Source organism: Staphylococcus gallinarum (assembly GCF_029774255.1).
Taxonomy (GTDB): domain Bacteria; phylum Bacillota; class Bacilli; order Staphylococcales; family Staphylococcaceae; genus Staphylococcus; species Staphylococcus gallinarum.
Genome location: NZ_CP069082.1, coordinates 341,816 through 358,225 on the forward strand (window position 1 = coordinate 341,816; position 16,410 = coordinate 358,225).

The 16,410-nt window shown below is 33.2% G+C and carries 13 protein-coding genes; 9 read left to right on the top strand and 4 right to left on the bottom strand.

The genetic code is table 11. The features are described from left to right. Nucleotides 1–136: 136 nt before the first annotated feature. The gene (locus JN168_RS01385) at nt 137–802 is read right to left on the bottom strand and encodes a hypothetical protein (RefSeq protein ID WP_279526105.1); all 666 of its coding nucleotides are present in this window, start codon (nt 800–802) and stop codon (nt 137–139) included. A 438-nt stretch (nt 803–1,240) separates the two neighbouring features. On the opposite strand from JN168_RS01385, the gene JN168_RS01390 reads away from it, so the two are divergent. The 4 genes from JN168_RS01390 to nagB all read left to right on the top strand — a co-directional run bounded on the left by JN168_RS01390 (nt 1,241) and on the right by nagB (nt 7,445). Beyond that, the gene (locus tag JN168_RS01390) at nt 1,241–2,503 is read left to right on the top strand and encodes an MFS transporter (RefSeq protein WP_279526106.1); all 1,263 of its coding nucleotides are present in this window, start codon (nt 1,241–1,243) and stop codon (nt 2,501–2,503) included. A gap of 1,384 nt (nt 2,504–3,887) precedes the next feature. Then, on the top strand, nt 3,888–4,919 hold the full coding sequence (argF, locus tag JN168_RS01395) for an ornithine carbamoyltransferase (protein ID WP_082039251.1): 1,032 nt from the start codon (nt 3,888–3,890) through the stop codon (nt 4,917–4,919). Nucleotides 4,920–5,122: 203 nt separating this feature from the next. Further along, nucleotides 5,123–6,658 (top strand): PTS transporter subunit EIIC, encoded by a 1,536-nt coding sequence (locus tag JN168_RS01400; RefSeq protein ID WP_279526107.1) that lies wholly within the window; start codon nt 5,123–5,125, stop codon nt 6,656–6,658. 40 nt (nt 6,659–6,698) lie between these two features. Beyond that, nucleotides 6,699–7,445, top strand: coding sequence for a glucosamine-6-phosphate deaminase (gene nagB / locus JN168_RS01405; protein WP_042740442.1), 747 nt, complete (start codon nt 6,699–6,701; stop codon nt 7,443–7,445). 489 nt (nt 7,446–7,934) lie between these two features. On the opposite strand, the gene JN168_RS01410 is transcribed toward nagB, so the two are convergent. Genes JN168_RS01410 through JN168_RS01420 form a run of 3 tightly spaced genes read right to left on the bottom strand, consistent with a single transcriptional unit; the run spans nt 7,935 to nt 11,171 of the window. Further along, entirely contained in the window at nt 7,935–9,158 is a 1,224-nt protein-coding gene (locus JN168_RS01410) for a NupC/NupG family nucleoside CNT transporter (protein ID WP_279526108.1), read from the bottom strand. Between the two features lie 8 nt (nt 9,159–9,166). Continuing rightward, nucleotides 9,167–10,078: a pseudouridine-5'-phosphate glycosidase gene (locus tag JN168_RS01415; RefSeq protein ID WP_042740440.1), complete on the bottom strand. Its 912-nt coding sequence runs from the start codon at nt 10,076–10,078 to the stop codon at nt 9,167–9,169. Next, nucleotides 10,062–11,171 carry a carbohydrate kinase gene (locus tag JN168_RS01420; RefSeq protein WP_279526109.1) on the bottom strand — a complete coding sequence of 370 codons (1,110 nt, stop codon included), beginning with the start codon at nt 11,169–11,171 and terminating at the stop codon, nt 10,062–10,064. Before JN168_RS01420 ends, JN168_RS01415 begins: the two co-directional genes overlap by 17 nt. A gap of 267 nt (nt 11,172–11,438) precedes the next feature. On the opposite strand from JN168_RS01420, the gene bioB reads away from it, so the two are divergent. The 5 genes from bioB to coaA all read left to right on the top strand — a co-directional run bounded on the left by bioB (nt 11,439) and on the right by coaA (nt 16,268). Then, nucleotides 11,439–12,425 carry a biotin synthase BioB gene (gene bioB / locus JN168_RS01425; protein ID WP_232139662.1) on the top strand — a complete coding sequence of 329 codons (987 nt, stop codon included), beginning with the start codon at nt 11,439–11,441 and terminating at the stop codon, nt 12,423–12,425. Between the two features lie 527 nt (nt 12,426–12,952). Then, nucleotides 12,953–13,753: an amino acid ABC transporter substrate-binding protein gene (locus tag JN168_RS01430; RefSeq protein ID WP_279526110.1), complete on the top strand. Its 801-nt coding sequence runs from the start codon at nt 12,953–12,955 to the stop codon at nt 13,751–13,753. Then, nucleotides 13,737–14,456 carry an amino acid ABC transporter permease gene (locus JN168_RS01435; RefSeq protein WP_042740436.1) on the top strand — a complete coding sequence of 240 codons (720 nt, stop codon included), beginning with the start codon at nt 13,737–13,739 and terminating at the stop codon, nt 14,454–14,456. The genes JN168_RS01430 and JN168_RS01435 overlap by 17 nt, the downstream gene beginning before the upstream one ends. Next, nucleotides 14,453–15,184 carry an amino acid ABC transporter ATP-binding protein gene (locus tag JN168_RS01440; protein WP_042740435.1) on the top strand — a complete coding sequence of 244 codons (732 nt, stop codon included), beginning with the start codon at nt 14,453–14,455 and terminating at the stop codon, nt 15,182–15,184. Before JN168_RS01435 ends, JN168_RS01440 begins: the two co-directional genes overlap by 4 nt. Before the next feature lie 178 nt (nt 15,185–15,362). Next, a complete protein-coding gene (gene coaA / locus JN168_RS01445) occupies nt 15,363–16,268 on the top strand; it encodes a type I pantothenate kinase (RefSeq protein WP_232154390.1) in 906 nt (301 codons plus the stop codon). Nucleotides 16,269–16,410: the final 142 nt, after the last annotated feature.

Here is a 16,410-nt window from a genome sequence, read left to right on the forward strand (position 1 = left end):
AATGCTTACAATTAAAATGCAAATTATATATAAGATGATATAATTTATTAATTTTTAAGATTAAAATATCAATAGCGTTGTGGTTAAAATACGTATATTAAGAGAAAAGATAGTTGGCATTATTGTGGTATAGCATTTACTTTGATATTGGCTCTAATATCCAATTGTTATCAATGGCATAGGATAATTCGAATTGATCAGTTCGGATTGTCAGCGGATGAGCCTGTGATAGTTTATCAGAAAATAACCACTTTCTTTGTTCTGGTGTTAACAATAGATAACTTTCATCATTCATGTCGCCAATGAAATTCAACTGATTGGAATTGAACGGTTCCCCATTATGTACAGTGACATTATAGTTCAATAATGCAGGATATAATGTGTCTAGATCGTTACATACAAAGCTCATTTCACTTACTCTAGTAAATTCTGGTTCGTCTGTGATGTTGCTTGCTCTAGCAATCAATTCGACAATATTTCCTGACGGATCATTGAAATACATAGATTGTGCAACAAATGATTCACAATAGACAGAGTGTTTACCATCTTCCATTAATAAGAATAAGATGTTTTGAAAATGTTGTTTCATCTCATAAAAATAATTATATGGAATATCTATCGCAAAATGATAATAAGGCTGCATATTATCTTCCGTACGTTGAAAACATAAAGTAGTTTCCCCAATTTTCACCTTAAAATAATCAACATTAACTTCTAACATAGGACATTCTAGTATTTCATCATAAAATTGCATTGTTTCAGAAAAATTTGATGTAAATAAAGTAATTTGTTCAAATTTCATAGGATCCCCCATCCATTCCCTTAAGTTTAAACAATATATGATTCTAATTTTATCTGTACTGTAACAGAATAATAAATAAGATGATATTATTAAGAATTTATTTTGTACAAATAAATTAATTTTAGGAGATATTGTAAATTAATGAGTAAATATTATATCTTACTGATAACGCATACAACATTGCTATTAGTGTTGCTATGATTATTTAAAATGGCTCGCCATAAGGACCGATAATAATTATAAACGAAAAAATGTGAAAATAAACGAAAATAAATTTGCATTATTAGAAAAAATGAAATAACATAACATTAATAAATGAAAGCGTTTTCTGTCTTGTTAGTAACTGCATTTGGGAATTAATCATATTTTCAAATTTGTATTTATATGTAATTCAATTTCGATGATATGGTATTTACTTTTAAAGGGGTGTGGTGTTTTATGAATCAAAAATTAGCAAAAATGGGGATGCCTCCGACGCTTTTATGGGGATATATTGGTGTCTTAATATTTATGATGGGTGATGGTTTGGAATTGGCATGGATCAGTCCATATCTTCATGAGCAAGGTTTATCTGTACAACAAACTGCATTGTTAACGACATGCTACGGCGTAACAATTGCAATTGGCTCATGGTTGTCTGGAGTGCTCGTTGAAATCATAGGACCTAGAAAGGTTATGTTGATTGGTACATCGCTATATATTATCGGACATGCAATATTTGTTGGTATTGCAATTCCGTCAATGAATTATAATTTAATGATTCCTTCTTATGCAATTAGAGGATTTGGTTATCCGTTATTTGCATATTCATTTTTAGTCTGGGTAGCTTATCGCTCGCCACAAAAACGATTAGGTGCTGCAGTTGGGTGGTTCTGGTTTGTATTTACAGGTGGTTTGAGTGTGCTAGGTGCCTTTTATTCTTCTATGGCGATTCAACTATTTGGTCATTTTGTTACTTTATGGACGGCAATTATTTGGGTAGTCATCGGTACATTTTTAGCTATTGTTGTGAATAGAGATAAATTTGAACTCGAAGATCGAGAAGAAGGAATTAAAGATCACTTAAAAGAGGTAGGAGCAGGCATTACTATATTGGCAAGAGAACCAAGAGTTGCTGTTGCTTGTATTGTACGTATTATCAACCAAGCGGCACAATATGCATTTCCGTTATTTTTACCAATTTATTTAGCAAGTAAAGGAATTGCGACGACGACATGGTTAAATATTTGGGGTACTATTTTTATAGCGAATATCATATTTAATTTAATTTTTGGTGCTTTAAGTGACAAGATTGGTTGGAAAAATACAGTTTCTTATATCGGTGGTATTGGATGTGCCATCTTCACATTAGGATTATATTTTATACCTGAATTGTTTACAGGCAATGTCTTCGTAGTTGGTACTGTAGGATTCTTATGGGGAATGTGTCTAGCAGGCTTTGTACCAATTTCAGCACTAGTTCCTTCCTTAGTGCATGATGGTGATAAAGGTCCGGCAATGGCAATATTAAACTTAGGCGCAGGTTTATGCGTATTCGTAGGACCAGGATTAGTGGCGCTCTTCTACGACAGTATTGGCGTTAAGGGTATGATGTACCTATTGTTCGGTTTATATATCGCAAGTGCAATTATGACCCGTTTCTTAAAAACACCAGAAGAACGCGAACGACTTAAAAGCAGAAAAAAAGAAATCGTTGAGTAATGTATAGAAAATGCATATTTAAAAATAAGATACTTTATTATTTACCATCATTATGAAATTCGATTTTATTTTTGTTCAAGTAAGCATATAGAACATGAATTCCGGAAGATAGCACTCAGATAATTGATTTCAATTTATCTGAGTGTTTCTTTTTTTATTCAATATTACGTATTATTGGCTCGCTTTCCTAGGGGACAGCTTCAGCCTGTAGTCTTCAGCTTGTCCTGTTCCCTCAGGAGTCTCGCCAAAACACAATTTAATAAAATATGACTATATATTAAAAAGAACAGTACAATTATCTTTTTGAATTTGTGTTGGAATATAAAATCAATAATGTTAACTATTAAATGTTTAATACCTTATCTACTAGCTTTTAGTTCAATATTTCGTATTGTTGGCTCGCTTTCTAGGGGGACAGCTTTGGCTTGTAGTCTTCATCTTGTCCTATTCTCTTAGAAGTCTTGCCAACATAGTGGTTAAAGCATTATAAATGTACATTAAAATACTAATGTACATTAACATCCTCGAAATTTAATAGGTTTTGTTTGTGTTTGCAAATGTATATTCCCTTAATTACTGGCTATTTTTATTTGCTATTTCGCATTATTGGCTCGCTTTTTTAGGGGATAGATTCATATGAGAATAGATAGTTTATCCTAGTAATAAATACAGTGCTTAGTTGAGTTAGAAATAAGTGAATGATAGTAAGTAATTGACTATTGGTTAAGTGTATAGACCTATAGTCATATACATATATTGTGCGGATAGAGAATATCATACACCAAAACATTAAAAATAAAAAACCGTCGACAATGACTGAGTGTTTGTCGACGGTTGGGTCAATCAACCATAAAATTGATTGACCTTTTTAAAGGCAAAAATAGTATCCATTGGGATAAGTGATTTCTAATTCATTTGGGATATAGATATACTATTCAATTTTTAGAAAGGTAAGGTTGATGAATATAAAATAGTAGGTGGATTGTTATTGGGATATTTGGATTATTGGAACCCACCAGAGACAAATTGTGATAACAGTTGTTTAATTAATTCAATAATTACACCTGACATATCGTTTCACCTCCATTAATAAGGGGTTATACATATATTGTAATATGTTTATTTATTTTGTGATTAAATAGTCCTTAATTCGTTATTTGGAGTGCTAAAGTGTAGATATTGTTTTTAATTCAATTCCTAATTGCTTAGTTATATTACATAACTGTATAAATCTAAATAATAAACTAGTCTGTTTTATATAAAAAAAGATAGATAAATCGAAAAATTTTCAACAATATGCACAAAACAGTATAATTATACTTGATTTTCATGCAAAATACCTTTATTATGTATATTAATCTTATAATAACATTGGAGTGATGTAATTGGGGCGTACACAACAGCATTAAAAAAATTACAATCTTTTAAAGGAAAGCATTTTTTGAAGACGTGTGACTTTTCAGCAGATGAATTAAACACGTTGGTTGATTTTACTGGTGAATTAAAGGAAAAGAAAAAGAGGGGTATACCACATCCATATTTAAAAGGAAAAAATCTGGCATTATTATTTGAAAAGCCATCAACGAGAACACGTTCAGCATTTAGTGTCGCAGCATATGATTTAGGCGCTTATCCTGAATATTTTGGACAAGGTGACATTCATTTAGGTGTAAAAGAATCTACTGCTGATACAGCAAAAGTGTTAGGCAGAATGTATGATGGTATTGAATTTAGAGGATTTCACCAAAAGGATGTTGAATCATTAGCAGAGAATGCAAATGTACCTGTTTGGAATGGCTTAACAAATGAATGGCATCCTACGCAAATGATTGCTGATTTCTTTACTTTAAAGGAAAATTTAGGCACATTATCAGGCAAAACGCTCACGTATGTTGGCGATGCGAGAAATAATGTGGCACATGATTTATTAGTTACGGGTGCAATACTTGGTGTCAATGTCCATATTGCAGCCCCAGTTAGTTTACAGCCTGATGAATCCATACAAGAAATGGCTCAGGCATATGCAGAGCAATCTGGAAGTCATATATTAATCACTGAAGATGTCAAACAAGCAATATATCAAACTGATGCAATATATACAGATGTATGGTTTTCAATGGGTGAAGATCAATCCGTGTTAGAAACACGTATCAATCAATTATTACCATATCAAGTGAATGAATCTATGTTATTGCAAACAATGAATCCAGATGTCATCGTGTTACATTGCTTACCTGCATTTCATGATTTAAATACGGAAGTCAGTCAACAAATCTATGAAACATATGGTTTAACAGAAATGGAAATGACTGATGACGTATTCCAAGGAAAACATTCCGTTGTATTCGATCAAGCTGAAAATAGATTACATTCTATTAAAGCGATTATGTCCGTTACACTTGGAGATATATTCTAAAATTTAAAACCAACACACGTTCAGTAGGCAACAAGAGCGTGAAATAAAGGCTACCAAGGTCACAATGACCTTGGTAGTTTTTTTAGTGAATTAAAAAGATTGAATGAATTATAGTTAGTTTTGAAAATGTTTTTCATAAATAGAATTTTAATTGATTAGAATTTTCTTTGAATGTATATTAAAAGCGATAGGGGGTTCTTGTTATGAGTAAATGGTTTGAGAAAGCACAACAATTTGGAAAGTCATTTATGTTGCCAATAGCAATATTACCAGCAGCAGGATTACTACTGGGGATTGGAGGCACATTGAGTAATCCAAATACGGTAAAGGCGTATCCAATGTTAGATATCACATTACTGCAAAATGCTTTCACATTAATGTCATCTGCAGGCAATATTGTCTTTCAAAATTTAGCAGTTATCTTCGCGGTAGGTGTGGCGATTGGACTTGCCAAGAACGATAAAGGTACTGCTGCACTGGCAGCAATGTTAGGTTTCTTAATTATGAATGCGACTATGAATGGATTATTGACCATTACTAACACATTAGCGAATGATCAAAATTTAATATCTTCTGGTCAGGGGATGGTGCTAGGTATACAAACAGTTGAAACTGGAGTGTTTGGTGGGATTATTACTGGAGTTATGACGGCATTGTTACATAACAAATGTAATAATATCTCATTGCCAACATATCTAGGATTCTTTGGAGGCTCACGCTTCGTACCTATTATAACCTCATTATCTGCAATAATCTTAGGTGTCTTGATGTTCTTTGTGTGGCCAACAATTCAAGAAGGCATATATCAAGTCGGAGGAATCGTAGATAAAACAGGAGTGATTGGTACATTCTTTTTCGGTTTTATACTGCGTATGTTAGGTCCATTCGGTTTACATCATATTTTTTATTTACCATTTTGGCAGACGGCACTAGGAGGTACATTAGAAGTGAAAGGGCATTTAATTCAAGGGACGCAAAATATTTTCTTTGCACAATTAGGTGATCCGCATGTCACTCAGTACTTTTCAGGGATATCTCGTTATATGTCAGGGCGTTTTATTACGATGATGTTTGGTTTGTGTGGAGCAGCATTTGCGATATATCGCACAGCTAAAACAGAACGTAAAAAAGTCGTCGGTGGTTTAATGTTGTCAGCTGCATTGACTTCATTTTTAACTGGCATAACAGAGCCGTTAGAGTTTAGTTTTTTATTTGTGGCACCCGTTTTATATATTATTCATGCATTTTTAGATGGGCTAGCATTTATGATGGCAGATATTTTTAATATTACAGTTGGACAAACATTCAGTGGTGGATTGATTGATTATTTACTGTTTGGTGTATTGCAAGGAAATGCTAAAACTAATTTCTTACTAGTATTGCCTATTGGTATATTGTGGTTCTTTCTCTATTATGTCATTTTTAAATTCTTAATAATTAAGTTTAATTATAAAACACCAGGACGAGAAGACGAACCAACCACAGAAATAGTCGCAGATTCACAAAGGTCAACGACAATTGTTGAAGGACTAGGAGGCTCAGAGAATATTACAACTGTTGATTGTTGTGCGACTCGATTACGAATCACATTAAATAGGAATGAACTCGTAAATAAACAAATGCTAATGTCTACAGGTGCTAAAGGCGTAATCATAAAGGGGAAGGGCGTACAAATTATCTATGGACCACATGTTACAAATATTAAAAATGAAGTTGAACAGTTATTAGGACTTAATTAATAATTATATAATTTTACTATAGAAAGCGAAGGAAATAGAGATGAAGATAATTAATATGAAAAATGCAACACTAGCTAGCCAATATGTAGCTACTGAATTGTTTAAGGTGATAGATAATAATTCAGCTGCAGTATTGGGGCTTGCAACAGGTAATACAATGTTAGAGGTTTATCGTAATTTAAATACTTTAATTTCAGCCAATAAATTAAATTTAAAAAATGTAAAAACATTTAATTTAGACGAGTATGTTGGTTTAAATGCATCACATCCACAAAGTTATCATACTTATATGAGACAGCAATTATTTAAATATAATGATACATGGGATGAAAAGCATATATTTATTCCGAATGGTATCAGTAAAGATGTTAAAGCAGAGTGTCAGGCTTATGAACAACATTTAAATAAATATGGACCTGTCGACATACAAATTCTAGGTATAGGTGAAAATGGTCATATCGGCTTTAACGAACCAGGTGCATCATTCGACAGCATAACGAGAGTAGTGGATTTAAGTGATTCAACCATCAATGCTAATAGTATACATTTTGACAATAAAAACTGCGTACCGAAACAAGCAATATCTATGGGTATAGCATCAATTATGCAAGCGCGTCGTATTATTTTACTCGCTTTAGGTGCCTCAAAGCATACGATTATCCAACAATTATTAACGTGCGATGTTACAGAAGCATTGCCAGCGTCTATATTGCAAACACACCCTAATGTCGAAATCATTGTTGACGATGCAGTGTACTTTGGTGAATCAAATGGGGATCATAGATAAGAGATACGATTTCTAGGCTTAGTTTTGGGCATTGTTTACCTGTTGATGAATTACTAACAGATACTATTGCACTAGAAGATATTAATGAAGGTTTCGATCGTTTAGCACGTGGCGAAGCATCGAGATTGGTCGTAATAATGTCATAGAATTAGCGTACATTTAATCCGGAAACTTTAAAGTATTTCATTGTAAATCCATAATTTATTAAATAGTGTTTTGGCGAGACTCCTGAGGGAACAGGACGAGCGGAAGACTACAGGCTGAAGCTGTCCCCTAGGAAAGCGAGCCAATAATACGTAATATTAAATAAAAATAACCCTCAGATAAATTGAATCATCTGAGGGTTATTTTTCTGGAATTGATATCCTAGAATTATTTTGAGTAAGTATATTTATTATCTCTGTAACCTCACTATTACCAGTATATAATCCGCTTTATAGTTGCCATGATATATTAACTTTGATCAAATGCAATGGGGAGGTGCATTTTCTATAGAACTAAGCCAATCATAGATGCGGAAATTATAGAAGCAAGTGTGGCGCCTAATAATAATCTTAGTGCGAATGAGGCAACTTTATTGCCTTGGTCACTATTGATACCTTTTATTGCACCAACTATTATACCCACAGTCCCAAAGTTCGCAAAGCTGATTAGATAAACAGAAATAATACCCTGTGTACGTGTGGATAGTTCGTCCGCTATTTTTTGAAAATCTAGCATCGCTACAAATTCATTCGTAATTAATTTAGTTGCCATAATGGAACCAGCTTGAACAGCTTCGCTCCAAGGTACACCAATAATAAAGGCGATAGGTGCAAATATATAACCAATAAGTTGCTTAAAGTTTAAGCCGATTAAATGAAAAATAAGTGTTATAGCTTCCATTAATGATATAAAAGCTAACAGCATAATCGCGACAGTGATCGCAATTTTAAAGCCATCTATCGCACTATCACCAATCATTTGGAAAAATGGCGTCCGCTTTGCTTTATTTACTGTAGTTTCGTTTGAACCAGCACTCAGTTCTAAATTTTTCATGTGTGAAAGATCATCTTCCTGATTTGAAGTGGGATAAGGATTGATGATACTAGCTACTATTAGTGCACTAAAGATATTGAGCATAACAGCAGTGACAACGAATTTTGGTTCGAGCATTTGCATATATGAACCTAACATCGCCATACTTACTGCACTCATTGCTGAAGTTGAAATTGTATAAAGTTTAGCGCGTGATAATTTAGGAATCATTTCTTTAATTGTTAAAAATACTTCCGGCTGGCCTAACATAGATGTTGATATAGCAAAGTAACTTTCCAAACGACCCATACGTGTTATTTTATTGATAAGATAACCTACATATTTGATAATAAAAGGTAATATTTTAAAATGATTTAATATCCTGATTAACACAGAAATAAATACTAATGGTAGCAATACATTTAAGAAAAATGTCGAACCGTTGTTATTCTGCAAATCACCAAAAACAAAGTTTATACCAGCGTTACTGATTTTAATTAAACCTTCGAAAAACGACCCTAGTGTAGTTAATATAGTTAAGCCTATCGTCGTATGCATCATAAATAATACGAGTAAGACTTGAATAATTATCATTATAAACGGTTTTTTAAAATCAATAGCTTTTTTATTGAAACTAAATAGAAATGCAATCAACAGTGCAAATAAGATACCTGTAATGGTAAACAGTATGGACATTTAATCACCTACAATTTATTAAAGGCAACAGCAATTTGTGCTCCGACAAATGCGTTGTTTTCTACTAATTTGATATTAGTTTCTAAACTTTTACCATTTGTTTGCTCTACGATGTATTTTAATAAGAATGGTGTCGAATCTTTTCCTGTTACACCTTGTTCTTCAGCTTGCTTTACAGCTTGACTGATAATGTTATTTATATAATCTTTATCTAGTGCATGTTCGGTTGGTACAGGATTAGCTACAACGATGCCACCTGATAACTTTAATGTGTTTTTTGTATGACAAATATTAGCGATACTGTGAACATCAGCTGCAGTGCTATTTAATTTAATGCCACTTTCACGTGTGAAAAATGCTGGTAATTCTGCAGTTTGATATCCAATAACGGGGACACCTTTAGTTTCTAAATATTCCATTGTCTTAGGTAAATCGAGTATAGATTTAGCTCCAGAACAAATTACCGTCACATTGGTTTGTGCGAGCTCCTCTAAATCAGCGGAAATATCCATTGTGTGTTCAACACCTTGGTGGACACCTCCGATACCTCCCGTCACGAAAAATTGTATGCCAGCTAATTCAGCACAAATCATTGTTGAAGCTACAGTGGTTGCACCGATTCTGTTAGTAGCAATGGTTTCGGCTAAATCTCTGCGTGACACTTTAATAACTTCTGAGCTTGAAGCAAGTAATTCTAGTTCATCTTCTTCTAGTCCGATTTTTATTTTGCCGTCTATTATAGCTATTGTTGCTGGGATGGCACCTTCCTTTCTAATAATATCTTCAACTGTTTTTGCCATTTTCACGTTTTGTGGATAAGGCATGCCATGTGAGATAATCGTTGATTCTAGTGCGACAATTGGCTTTCCTTGTTGTTTAGCGGTTGTAACTTCTTGTGAAAATTCAATATATTGTTCCATGTTTAAAATCCTCCACGTCTCTAAGTAATTGTTGTTTATCTAAGTTTTGTCTAACTGTGTATTGCGTTTCAATTGTTTTTAAGGCATTTACCATTCCGGCAGTTAAAATAGTATCGATGTCAAAATGGTGTATCCAACTAAAAATAACTGCACTTGAAAAGGAATCCCCAGCACCAGTTACATCGACAACACGATTTGACTTAATTACTGATTTAATGTGTTCTTCGCTGTCGCTACGGTAGATAAAATTTTTAATCCCATTCGTTATTATGACGTTTGAAACGCCAGCATCATTAAAGCGTTTAGCTACTTTACGTAAGTCAGAATCATCAGTAATGCTTGTATTGAAGTAAGATTCTGATTCATCTCTATTAATAATCAACCAATCAACTGCATGTAATGATGTCGGCATGTTTTTCATTTTTGGTGAAGAAACAGGAATAACAACGAGTTTAATATTATGCTTTTCTGAATAAGCGCATAGGAAGTCCATCGCACTTTTATCCAAATTCAAATCTACGACAATGCATTTTGCTTTAATTAATAGATGTGTACGTTTAATTAAAAATTCGGGTGTAATGTAGTTGTATACCTCCATATCTGCTAAACCATATTGCATATTACCGTTTGCATCGATAAGTGCAGTATAAGAACCGGTATTGGCACTTTCTATAGCTTGTACATGATCCAAGTTCATAAATGGGCTCGAAAGTTTATGAATCATATCCCATTCACTGTCATTGCCACAGACGGAAAGAAACGCTACCGTTTCTCCCATACGACCTAAATTCTCGGCAATATTACGTGCGACACCACCTACCGAACGAGTGGAGGTAACAGGATTTGAAGTTTCAGGCTGTAAATCTTTGATAACATTGAATTTTCTATCAAGATTAGCTGCTCCAATGCAGACAATCGGATAATCTTCATTTAATACGTAGGCTTTACCTAAAACATACTCTTTCTTAATTAAACCTGAGATGATATTAGCGACAGCAGGGCGTGATAATCCTATTGCTTCAGCTAATTCTTGCTGAGATATGAAAGGATTATTTTCGATACGTTGTAAGACCTGTTCCTCATTTTTATTCATTGACGTGCTCCTTTCTGTGCTTTTTTAAACAAAAGTTTACAAATTAAACAAATGTTTAGCTTACTACGAGATTAGCATGAGGGTTATATTATGTATACGCTTACATATGTAAAAAATATTCTTTCGATTTGTCACTTTATACAAAAATTAATAAAAATGTCTGCTTTTAATTTTCAAAAACGTTTAAATTAGATAATGTAAACTTATAAATGAAATAGGTTTACATTAATGATATAATCAAATAAATTGAAATAGGGGGAATTTAGATTGAATATTGCAAAGCGTATTTTAGAAGGTGACGCATTAACGCCGTCAGAAGCATATGAAATATATACAGATAATACTATTGATACATTAGAAATGGTGGATCAAGCATATCAGTTACGTAAACATTATTACGGACATAAAGTTAAATTAAATATGATATTAAATGCTAAAAGTGGTATTTGTCCGGAAGATTGTGGATACTGCGGTCAATCACGAGATATGAAAAAGAAAACACGCTATGGTTTAGTAGATAAAGAAAAGATTTCTGAAGGTGCAGAAGTTGCACATGATAATAATATTGGTACATATTGTATTGTGATGAGTGGCAGAGGGCCAAGTGATAAAGAGGTTGATTATATTGCTGATACTGTAAAAGATATAAAACAAGCACATCCACAATTAAAAATTTGTGCCTGTTTGGGTATTGCGAAAGATGAACATGCAGTTAAATTAAAAGATGCAGGAGTGGATCGATATAACCACAATTTAAATACAAGTGAAAATTATCATGATAATGTTGTTACGACACATACATATCAACAACGTGTTGATACAGTTGAAACAATGAAGAAACATAATATTTCACCTTGTTCAGGGGTCATTTGTGGAATGGGAGAAAGTTTACAAGATAGAGTTGATATGGCATTTGCGCTTAAAGAAATAGATGCAGACAGTATCCCGATTAACTTTTTGCACCCTATTAAAGGTACAAAGTTTGGTGACATGGATGAGTTAACACCAATGAAATGTATGCGTATTCTAGCATTGTTTAGACTGGTTAACCCAACAAAAGAAATTAGAATAGCTGGTGGTAGAGAGGTTAATTTAAGAGCCTTACAATCGATGTCACTGATGGTTGCGAATTCAATTTTCGTAGGAGATTACTTGATAACGGGTGGTCAACCAAACAAAATGGATTTCGATATGATTAAAGATATGGGATTTGAAATTGACTATGATAACCTCGTACCTGAAGCACAACAATAGTTAAAATTATTTAGGAAGATGATTTAAAACTGAAATTGAACAGGAACCTTTGGTCCCAAGATTAAGACAAGCTCTCATCGTTTTTTATACTGAGTTTGTCTATTTTTATGTTCTATTTATATGGGTCTTACAATTAATGTGTTGGTGAAAGTAAAGGTTCATTGATGAATAGAGTACAAGAAATTCTTATGAATCAAGTAATATACATACACTGCTAACTGTCTTTGAGGTTATCGAACAGCGTAGCTATTGCTAAAATACTTTAATAGATTATTTATTCTAGGATGGATTGAACAAGAAGTATGGAAATAATGCTATCAAGTGTCAGAAATACAATTGACTTAAATAAACATGACTAATGGTTAATTGAATCATAGGGGATAATAAATGTATCTGTGTTAGTTCATAGTAATTAAGGGTAGTTAAAAATTAATTACAATATTTGTAAAAAAAGTTATTGACTAAATACGATCTTAGGAATAGAATACTTTTATTCCGATTAGTTTAATAAGAATAGGGGTTAGGAAATGAAGAAAATTTTGTATAGTGTTATTACATTAGTATTAGTGCTAGCATTAGCAGCATGTGGTAATAATGATTCTGACAAGAAAAACAGCGACAGCAAGACAAAAACAGTAAGCCAAGACAAAACATTTATAGTAGGAACGGAAGGAACATACGCGCCTTTCACTTATCATGATAAAAAAGGTAAATTAACAGGTTACGATATTGAAGTAATGAAAGCAGTAGCAAAAGAAATGGGTTACAAAGTTAAATTTAAAGAAACACAATGGGACTCAATGTTTGCAGGTTTAGATTCAGGACGATTTAATGTTATTGCAAACCAAGTAGGTATTAATAAAGAACGTAAAGAAAAATACAAGTTCTCTGAACCATACACTTATTCAAAAGCAGTATTGGTTGTAAATAAAAATAATAAAGACATCAAGTCATTTGATGATGTAAAAGGTAAAAAGTTAGCTCAAACATTTACTTCTAACTATGGTAAATTAGCTAAATCAAAAGGCGCGGAACTGACTAAAGTAGACGGTTTCAACCAAGCGATGGATTTATTACAATCAAATCGCGTAGATGGAACATTTAATGATAAAGTTTCATATTTAGATTATAAAAAACAAAAACCTAATGCTAAAGTAAAAGTAATTGAAGGTGATGCTGAGAAGAGCCAATCAGCATTGACGTTCACTAAAAAAGAAGACGACAAAACAATTAAAAAAGTGAATAAAGCACTTAAAAAATTAAAAGATAATGGTGAATTAGCAAAAATAAGTAAGAAATGGTTTGGTGAAGATGTTTCTAAACCTTAATGATGAACAACAACATGCTTTGGATGCTGCGGGACAAGCCTTCTTACCTATGCTAGAAGGCTTAGTGAAATATTCTATTCCAATTACATTAGTTACTTTTGTATTGGGATTGATTATTGCACTTATCACCGCACTCATGCGTATTTCAACGAGTAAAGTGCTAAGAGGAATTGCCCGTTTTTACATTTCAATCATTCGTGGGACACCGATGATTGTTCAGTTATTCATTATCTTTTACGGTATTCCAGAATTAGGGCGTTTACTTACTAATGATTCAGACAATCAATGGACATTAGCGCCAGTCGTGGCAGCTATTATCGGTTTATCATTTAATGTTGGTGCATATGCCTCTGAAATCATTCGTGGTGGTATTATGTCTATTCCTAAAGGACAAACAGAAGCGGCATATTCTATTGGTATGAATTACCGTCAAACGGTACAGCGTATTATTTTGCCGCAAGCAATTCGAGTGTCTGTTCCAGCTTTAGGTAACACATTCTTGAGTTTAATCAAGGATACATCATTACTTGGATTTATTCTCGTTGGAGAAATGTTTAGAAAGTCTCAAGAAGTTGCCTCAACAACCTATGAATATTTAACGATTTATTGTTTAGTGGCACTTATGTATTGGGTTGTTTGTTTTATTATTTCAATTGTACAGAACTTCTATGAATCTTATCTTGAAAGAGGGTACCGCTCATGATTGAATTGAAAAATATAAAAAAATCTTTCGATGATAAAGAAGTAATCAAAGGTATCGATTTGACTGTTGATAAAGGTGAAGTAGTCACGTTGATTGGTAGATCTGGTTCTGGTAAGACAACCTTGTTACGTATGATGAATGCACTTGAATTACCTACTGAAGGTGTCGTGTATGTGAATGGCATGTCTTATAAAAATGATGACAAAAAGTCACAAATTGCAGTTAGAAAACAATCTGGTATGGTATTCCAGAACTATAATTTATTTCCGCATAAGACGGCACTGGAAAATGTCATGGAAGGTCTTGTAACGGTCAAAAAAGTCAAAAAGGCAGACGCAGAACAACAAGCACTTCGATTACTTGAACGTGTTGGACTGACAGCTGTAAAAGACCAACGACCGAATGCACTTTCTGGTGGGCAACAACAGCGTGTCGCAATTGCCCGTGCTTTAGCGATGAATCCGAAAGTGATGCTTTTTGATGAACCAACATCAGCATTAGATCCAGAATTAGTTAATGAGGTGTTACGTGTTATCAAGGATTTAGCTAATGAAGGTATGACAATGGTGATTGTTACACATGAAATGCGCTTTGCTAAAGAAGTATCAAATAAAACAATCTTTATCCATGAAGGCGTGATTGCTGAGCAAGGACCGCCAGAGCAAATTTTTAATCACCCAGAAACTGCAGAATTACAACGATTTTTAAATATTATACGTGAAGTTTAAAATAATAACATCCTTAGTAAAGTGGTTAGGTCCAATGCTAAGGATGTTTTTCTATATTATGATAAAATAATTTTGAATTTGATTAATCATATATATAAATTAACGGCGTACAATAGGGCTATGTGTTATATGTAATTAGAACATAAAGTATCGTATGTCTTAAAAGGGAGATAATAAAGTGATTTATTACACGCGAAATGAGTGGCAACAAAATACCTTTTCAAAAAATATAGCAACAGAACAACTAGATTTAAATGAGATTGTGAGTCTTAATGATAAATTAACCCATAAAGAAATCAATGATATATACATACCGCTTGTTCAATTTTTAACAGAGAAGGTAAAAGCGGAGAAATCATTTATGTCATTTGTCAAAGATCATATGCTAGCTAAGAACCAGTCTATACCATTTATTATTGGTATTACGGGTGGTGTCTCTGTAGGAAAGAGTACGATGTCTAGATTGTTGTTAGAACTGATGCGTTCATATAATCCTAACTGGAAAGTAGAGTTAATTACGACGGATGGCTATATTTATCCAAAGAAAACATTGTTAGAACGTGATTTAATGTCTAAAAAAGGATTCCCAGAAAGTTACGAAACAAATCAACTCATTACTGATTTAAAGAAAATTAAAAGTGGCGAAGAGAATGTACCAACCTATACTTATTCTCATTTAACATATGATAGGCTGCAAGATGCATATCACTTTATCAATCAACCAGATGTATTAATTATCGAAGGGGTAAATATTTTTCAGACAAATAATTATTCTGAGGAATTAGTCAGTGATTATTTAGATTATAAAATATATTTAGATGCAGAAATTGAACAAATGAAACAATGGTATGTACAACGTTTCTTTAAACTACAAAGTGAAGCATTTCAAAATAAACAATCCCATTTCTATCAATATAAAGATTTAAGTTATGAAGAAACACAGCGTTTAGCCTTAGATATTTGGCAGTCAATCAATGAAATCAATATCAAAGAAAATATTATGCCGACACGTAAACGTGCGGATTTAGTCTTACATAAGGGGCATAACCATGAAATTGATTATTTACATTTCCAAAAAATATAACCATTAGCAATGAATCTGGGACATAATTACCGAGCATTAAGCCCATCAAAGATCAAAAATCTTTGATGGGCTTGTTGTTTATATCGATACGCAGTATTGTATTGCTCGCTTACCTAGGGGGCTGGGTCGAGCCATGGTCTCG

Coding starts and splice junctions, on each gene's coding strand:
- JN168_RS01440 (WP_042740435.1), top strand. CDS start 14,453: ATGATTGAATTGAAAAATATAAAAAAATCTTTCGATGATAAAGAAGTA.
- JN168_RS01415 (WP_042740440.1), bottom strand. CDS start 10,078: ATGGAACAATATATTGAATTTTCACAAGAAGTTACAACCGCTAAACAA.
- JN168_RS01430 (WP_279526110.1), top strand. CDS start 12,953: ATGAAGAAAATTTTGTATAGTGTTATTACATTAGTATTAGTGCTAGCA.
- JN168_RS01385 (WP_279526105.1), bottom strand. CDS start 802: ATGAAATTTGAACAAATTACTTTATTTACATCAAATTTTTCTGAAACA.
- JN168_RS01390 (WP_279526106.1), top strand. CDS start 1,241: ATGAATCAAAAATTAGCAAAAATGGGGATGCCTCCGACGCTTTTATGG.
- JN168_RS01400 (WP_279526107.1), top strand. CDS start 5,123: ATGAGTAAATGGTTTGAGAAAGCACAACAATTTGGAAAGTCATTTATG.
- JN168_RS01420 (WP_279526109.1), bottom strand. CDS start 11,171: ATGAATAAAAATGAGGAACAGGTCTTACAACGTATCGAAAATAATCCT.
- JN168_RS01435 (WP_042740436.1), top strand. CDS start 13,737: ATGTTTCTAAACCTTAATGATGAACAACAACATGCTTTGGATGCTGCG.
- JN168_RS01410 (WP_279526108.1), bottom strand. CDS start 9,158: ATGTCCATACTGTTTACCATTACAGGTATCTTATTTGCACTGTTGATT.
- nagB (WP_042740442.1), top strand. CDS start 6,699: ATGAAGATAATTAATATGAAAAATGCAACACTAGCTAGCCAATATGTA.